This is a genomic window from Paenimyroides tangerinum (assembly GCF_003865405.1).
Taxonomy (GTDB): Bacteria; Bacteroidota; Bacteroidia; order Flavobacteriales; family Flavobacteriaceae; genus Flavobacterium; species Flavobacterium tangerinum.
In genome coordinates this window covers 1-6593 of the sequence record NZ_RQVQ01000072.1, presented here as the reverse complement: position 1 = coordinate 6593, position 6593 = coordinate 1, and the positions used below count along the sequence as shown (strand labels likewise).

The window sequence follows — 6593 nt, the reverse complement described above, 5'->3', positions numbered from 1 at the left end:
ACTTAAATAATGTTTACAAAAATGTAGCTTAACTTATACTGAACTTTTTGTTTGCATATCCAGTCATCTGCTTTACTATTAGCAATTAGAGCTTGATTAAATTTATAATACGATGTATTTGTATAAAATTTAAAAGCTGCTTCTTGTTCTAAAGTTAATTCATTTATAAATCTTCGTGGTGTAACTCCACTTTTTAAATCATTATAAATTTTCTTAAAATCATCGTTTTTTAAAAGTTTTACGATATCTAATCACTTACATAATATAAATTATCACCTAATTTTTCTTCAAAATATATCAAATAATCATTCTCTTTTAATCCTATTTCATATTTTTCTCATGGAGAAATTAAAGTTTCATTTTTTTTAAAATAATAATTAATTAATTCTAAAATCGAAGTCCTTTTTATTTCTTCATATTTATAATTTTTAAGTTTTTCAAACTCGTCATGATTAATGATAGCATTATAAATCAATAATAATTGTTTCTTAAAATTATTTTCTCCGAAAATAATTATTGAGTTCTTTAAATTCGATTTTGAGAAATTTTTAATACTAAAAATAGGAGTATAATAATTATATGATTCTCCCCATTCAAATTTTTTTTTCTCAACTTTACAATTTGGTGTAGTATCTTTATCTATATACTTCATTTTACTTTAAATTCTTAATACCATCAACAAGGTAAATCTCAACATTTGGAAACATCGAAGCAAAATCTTGTATTACACCTTGATATGAAATACAATATGGAAGTTCTGATGCAATAGTGATTTTTCCTTTAACATTAGGAAATTTATGTTCTTTTTTTTCTCCTAGTTTTTGAGCAATTTCAATTAAGCCAACATATTCAGAATCAAACTCTCGACTCCAAGCTCCACTTGAATTTATATGACCCTTTTTATCAACTTTATAAAAATTATTTCTACTTCGTATTTATTTTTGAAAAAATCTTATTAGAATTACATTCCATTCTTCCGATGTATAAAAATTTTGCTCTTGATTATATAGAAAGAATTCAGAAAATGAGGAAGAATTTAAAATTCCATCAGTAAGTGCAACTACAGCTAAACTTAAATATAATCCTAGTTTTAATTCTATTATATTTTTAGCTCTGATTTTAATGTGTACCAGTTGGTCTATTTTTTCAGCTTTAGTAATTTTAATTTGAAGTTCTTCGTTACTATATTTATTCTCAAAATATTCCTTAGCTGGGTAAAAATCGTTAAAATTATTACTAGTTATAGTGATTTTAAAAAAATTTTCAATTTTTTTAAAATCACTATAACATAAATTAAAATCTTTGAATTCTTCTTCATTAAAGACTTTATATATACTTTGTAATCCAAAAACAAATCTGATTAAATCCTCTATTTTTGTAATTTTTTCTGTAGTAACTACGCTTAAATCTCCTCCTAACATTAGTTAACTAAATTATAATTATCAAAAATTATTTCCATCCCATTTTTATCAACTATTCTAATCTGTTTAAAAACTCCTTCGCCACCAAATAGTAAAGCCTGTCTGCTTACGTCTATACTTTCGTAATAATTCAATATATCCATCTTATCCATATTAGTAACATCTATTCTTATAATTGTATTAGGATTGTCTCCTAATTTGCAGTATTTCTTTATTATAATATCACTTTTAGCATAACCTTCTCTTATTTTAGAAGCATTGTCTTTTATTTCTCTAAAAATATTTTTAACTCCATTATTTGTGTCTAAGCTTGGTGTTACTTGTTTTAGAGAAAAGGGAATTACTTCATTTTTTATAGTTGTGAACACACCTTCTATTCCTTGTTGAGCTTTATAAAATTCCGCAGTACCACCACCTAAATCTTCTCCTAGTTTTAAGATTTGATTGTATTCATGAGGTAAATAATCTCCTTTAATTATTACATTGTCAACATCTTCAACACTCTTCCACCAATTTTTACCTAATTTGGTTTCGCTATATGCTTTTAGCTCGGCTTCTACATCTAGTATTTTTTGTGCATCATCTGAACCGTTTCTAGCCTCTGCAACTATAATATTTTTAACAGCTGGGTTATCAGTTTCTTTTAAAAATTTTCCAACTATATTTTTACCGACACCTCCAGCTAGTGTTGTTATATTTACAATAGCCGTTACATTATTATATGTTTCAAGCGCTCCTTTTAGCTCTGGTTGTTCATTTAATGGACTGTTCTTTATAGCTAAATTAGCTCCTGCATTTACTTTTCCCCATTTTTCAACAAAGGTGAACGTTTTCGCAATCCATTTTGGACCAGTAACAACTTTTGATATTGGTACTAGTAAAGTTACAACATCTAAAGTATTTTCTACATACAATTTTATATTGTTATTTTCACCTTTACTACTTGCATATTAAAGTAAAATTGCTGGAACAACCGATACTTCTTTGTCTACTCCTGGTAATCCTTCGATTAAATTAAAATCAGAATCGTCTGTTATTACTGTAACATCAAAAGGTTTAAGATATACAGGCTCTTGTCTTATAATTTTTTGATTTGTTTCACATTCTTCATGACCTCCATCTCCAAAACTTGATGTCCATTTACAGTCTTGCGTAACTTCCCATACACCTTGCGAAATATATAGTTTAGGGTTTTCATTCGATCCAAAATAATAATCTCCAAATATTTCACTTTGTACACTTGCTAAAAATCGACCAAAATCTGTAGTTGCAATTCTTTCTGGAATTGAACGACTTCTTCCGAAAACTGGGTTACCATCTTTATTTAAACTAAACCGGTATTGATATTCATTAAATATCTAGATGATTTGATGGCAAATCAATTATTCTAAATTTATTGTCATCAAGAAATTTTATTACTCCTTTTTTTTCAAGTATTATTAAGTAATCTCTTAACATTATTTGAATATTATCATTTTTTGAAAAATCTTTTATTTCCCAATCGCTCCCAAAATTTCTATAAAATAACTCAAGTTTATTTTTAAAATCACTAAGTATTTTATTTTTATTCATAAATTATTTTTTTATTTAAAATTAATAACTTCCCCTGTTTCAAGATTTATTAATCTTTTTATTTTAATAGGACTATTAGTTATAAATTGAGAACCTCCTCCATCTCCTAAATCAGGATAGCTTTTACATAATACTTCCTTATATTCTGCCGTTAAATACTTCCCATTTGGCAATCTAACATCACTTAGAATTTGATTTCCATCAAATTCAGCTACCCATGTAGGTTTTTTAGGTAATTGCAATTTAGATTTAATAATATCAGCATTATTATATTTATCAAGCGATACATAAGTTGGATATTGTTCAGGTGAGGCATCTATTATTCCTTGTGCCTTCAACTTATGAAAATTATACGTAGTTTCGTTAACAGCTCTATAAACGGTTTTATTCTTAACTAATTCTTTTGCAGTATCATCAATTTTATTAACTTTTTTCAACACATCAATTCCTAATTGACCGTAATGGTCAATAATTTCAGCCGCTGCACCTCCATCTTTATTAAATTTCACATATATTAATTCCTCAGCTTCTTTACCATATTTTGCAATTGCTCTTTGTCTTGCTCCTTTAAATAAATTATCAATGTACAATACTGCATTATCTAATTTATCAGCTATCCCCAAAGCTTTCCAAACCTTTTCTTGTTCCGCTACAAGTTTTCTTTCAGCATCAGATAAATTTATAAGATTAGTTGTAAGTATTTTCTTTAATATTATTTATCAACTATCAAGTTTCTATTGCTAAAACTACTGGGTGAATTTTGAATACTCTTAGCCAATTCATCAATATAAGTTTCTCCTTTTTCTTTATATACAGAAATCTCATCTTTACTCAGTTGTATATTTATCTCAAAAAGTCCAACCGTACCACATAAAACTGATAGGATATACTTATCTTCATTTTTATAAAAATTATAATCCCAATCTTTTTTTATTATTTCTTTTCTCATTTTATATTAGTTAATGTTTCAGTATATTCTCCCTTTGGAATTCTATTAATAACAGCTTCTTTGTAACCTTTTGGTAATAAGCCTCCAGGTAGCCACAAATCATTTGCTCCTCCTTCATTTCCAGAAGGCATTCTCAATTTGAGATTTTTAGGGTTAGGTATATCTATTCGAACTAATTCTTTATCTTTCCATAAACCTGGTGGTATTCCTAATTCTGTTTCAATATGAGTTAAATTTCCATTAGCTTTTAATAAAAGATTATCCATCTCCGATTTTGACATAATAAATTGACTATTATCTGGTCTACCTATTAAATCCCTTCCATAATCATCTAATGCTTTTTTTGGTACTAAATAAGCTCCTCCTTCTTCAAAAGTTTTCAAATGTTCATTTATATAACTTGAGCTCAAATAGGTTTCAGGCAAAGGTCTACTTCCATTTGGAATAGTTAAAATATCTTCGCTAGTTTTTCCATTGATAAAAGCATCTTTTGGAACACCCCATTTATCATTAGGAATATTTTTAGCATCAGTTATATCAATAAATGCTTTTTCTTGTTTAGCAATATTCTGCCTTATTTCTGTCGAAAGATTACTCCAATCATCTGAATTCTTTAGCTTAGTAATCGCAATTCTGTAATCTAAATATTGAGATAATAATAAATCTCTTAAACTTTTATTTTGTTTTAAAAGGTTTTTGGTTGTTTCTGGTAGCTTTACTGCAAATTTATAACCACCAACAGCAACATTTTTTAAACCAATAACTCCCATTGCCAAATTGAAATTATCTACAATTTCTTTAGCTTCTGGAGAAACTTGGACGGTATTTACTGTTATATTACTTACTGCACCAGCAACCTCGGCTATTGCCCAAGCTCTACGAACCCAATGAACTTTGGTAGCTAAGGCTGTACCACCACTTGCTGCAATTGTCGCTACATCTAAGGTAGTAATAACTGCTTTTTCTATATAATCATTTCTAATTTTGTCATTAGTGTATTTCAAGAAAACGGCAGGTACAATATAAGCATTTCCGTCTAAACTATTTTCGCCTAAAGCAGTTTCTATTAACGGTAATTTTCCTTTATTTGGAATTATAATAAGTGGCGTTAATGGTGAAACTTCAGTAATAAATTCTTCATTTTTAACTGAAACGTAGGTTCCCATTGAAACTGAAGAGATTTTATATATATCATATAAAGAAATTTGTCCAGTGTTTGAATCGTATTCACCATTATTATACTTACTACTTTCTATTAGCAATAATGTAGAAGATTCATCTTTATAGATAATTGGCTCTAAATTAATAACTCTAGAAGCAAAACTGTCATCATCTGAAGGCCATCTGTTTGCAATAGATTCAGGATTTTGATTAAACATAGTAACCAACGCTCCCATGAAGTTTGTATAGTTTTCTTTATCTTTCCAGAAGTAAACAGAAACATCATCGATTTCAGCTATTAAATGCTTTAATAATTGGTTGTTATTTTGTTCTAATAATTTAAAAAACGTATGATAATTTTTTGAATCAATCGCTGTCATTAACCTTAAAATAGCCAATTCTGAAGATTCTATTAATCTATCTTGAGAAGCTATTTTTATAATTAAATTTTCTTTTTTATTATGATCTAATCCTCTCAATGCACTCAAACAAACTTGATTTACAAGTTCTGCAACTTTCTCACCATCCGTTTTTGTTAGAGCAGTTTCTAAAATAGCCAAACCTTGTGTTACATTTTCTAAAGAACAAGGCTGTCTATCTTTTGATAATATTTCTTGTGAAAAATTATTACTACACGACGCATCTCTAACATCATAAGGCGATGGCAACCAACCTGTAAATGATGATGATTCTAATTTATTTTCTATTAATTCAGATATGTTTAAAGCCTTCTCGTTTTCAGATGTCCATTCAATTAAAGCATAATCATAGATGCATTTATCATTATTTCTAGACTGATATACATTCACCTTATTATCTATTGCTACTTTAATTTTCTTAGTAGTAATAGTTACTTCTCCATTAACAAAAGCATCTTTACTTGTATTCCACTCATAGATTCTATCGTTATATTTAATAGAATTAATTGTATAGTTTTTAGAAATTAAATACGTAATACTAATTCGATGATTATTTAAGAAGAATTGGTCAAATATTTTCCCATTAGGAGTAATTCCTAAATGCCCTAATGGATTATGTTCCCCATCACTCTGACCTTGAAATGCATACAATTTAAACGCAGGGTCGTTTATTTGTTTCCAATCGGTAAACAAGAAATTAGCCACTGGAGGATAATCCATTAAGCTTTGGGTTGTTCTTTCACTTACTCCTTTGTTTTTGAATTTTTTAAACGGATGTTCCAACTTAAAGGCTCCATGGGCTAATTCGTGTGCAATGGTTAACGCATTTTGGTCAAACACAAAACCAAATTGTCCGTTTAGTTTCATGTAACCACTTTGCCCTGTACTCGATGCTTTGTCGGTTACAAAAATGTAATAGGCTTGTTCTACATTATTTGCAACTTTATACGCATTGATAATCGCATTTTGTGCTTCGCTATAAGTTGATAAATCGCCAAAGGTATCTTCGGTTGGTAGTTTTCCACCAACTAAATAATCACTAATATCAAAACTTGGTAATACATTTACATC

The 6593-nt window shown here is 28.3% G+C and carries 8 protein-coding genes; all 8 read right to left on the bottom strand.

What is annotated here, in order from left to right; translation table 11 throughout:
- Positions 1-337 precede the first annotated feature (337 nt).
- Positions 338-652, bottom strand: coding sequence for a hypothetical protein (locus EG240_RS15890; RefSeq protein WP_125020316.1), 315 nt, complete (start codon positions 650-652; stop codon positions 338-340).
- Position 653: 1 nt separating this feature from the next.
- Entirely contained in the window at positions 654-935 is a 282-nt protein-coding gene (locus EG240_RS15885) for a deaminase domain-containing protein (protein ID WP_125020318.1), read from the bottom strand.
- Positions 936-1421: a hypothetical protein gene (locus EG240_RS15880; protein ID WP_125020315.1), complete on the bottom strand. Its 486-nt coding sequence runs from the start codon at positions 1419-1421 to the stop codon at positions 936-938. It abuts the gene before it with no gap.
- Positions 1421-2335 carry a hypothetical protein gene (locus EG240_RS15875; RefSeq protein WP_125020314.1) on the bottom strand — a complete coding sequence of 305 codons (915 nt, stop codon included), beginning with the start codon at positions 2333-2335 and terminating at the stop codon, positions 1421-1423. The genes EG240_RS15880 and EG240_RS15875 overlap by 1 nt, the downstream gene beginning before the upstream one ends.
- Positions 2336-2771: 436 nt before the next feature.
- A complete protein-coding gene (locus EG240_RS15870) occupies positions 2772-2993 on the bottom strand; it encodes a hypothetical protein (RefSeq protein ID WP_125020313.1) in 222 nt (73 codons plus the stop codon).
- Positions 2994-3004: 11 nt separating this feature from the next.
- Positions 3005-3616: a hypothetical protein gene (locus tag EG240_RS16915; protein WP_235830408.1), complete on the bottom strand. Its 612-nt coding sequence runs from the start codon at positions 3614-3616 to the stop codon at positions 3005-3007.
- A gap of 89 nt (positions 3617-3705) precedes the next feature.
- Complete coding sequence (locus EG240_RS15860) at positions 3706-3942, bottom strand: hypothetical protein (protein ID WP_125020312.1); 237 nt, start codon at positions 3940-3942, stop codon at positions 3706-3708.
- Positions 3939-6593, bottom strand: a 2655-nt coding sequence (locus EG240_RS16570) for a hypothetical protein (protein ID WP_158612041.1), incomplete at its 5' end; no start/stop codon positions are given. The genes EG240_RS16570 and EG240_RS15860, both read right to left, overlap by 4 nt.

Coding starts and splice junctions, on each gene's coding strand:
- EG240_RS15890 (WP_125020316.1), bottom strand. CDS start 652: ATGAAGTATATAGATAAAGATACTACACCAAATTGTAAAGTTGAGAAA.
- EG240_RS15880 (WP_125020315.1), bottom strand. CDS start 1,421: ATGTTAGGAGGAGATTTAAGCGTAGTTACTACAGAAAAAATTACAAAA.
- EG240_RS15870 (WP_125020313.1), bottom strand. CDS start 2,993: ATGAATAAAAATAAAATACTTAGTGATTTTAAAAATAAACTTGAGTTA.
- EG240_RS15860 (WP_125020312.1), bottom strand. CDS start 3,942: ATGAGAAAAGAAATAATAAAAAAAGATTGGGATTATAATTTTTATAAA.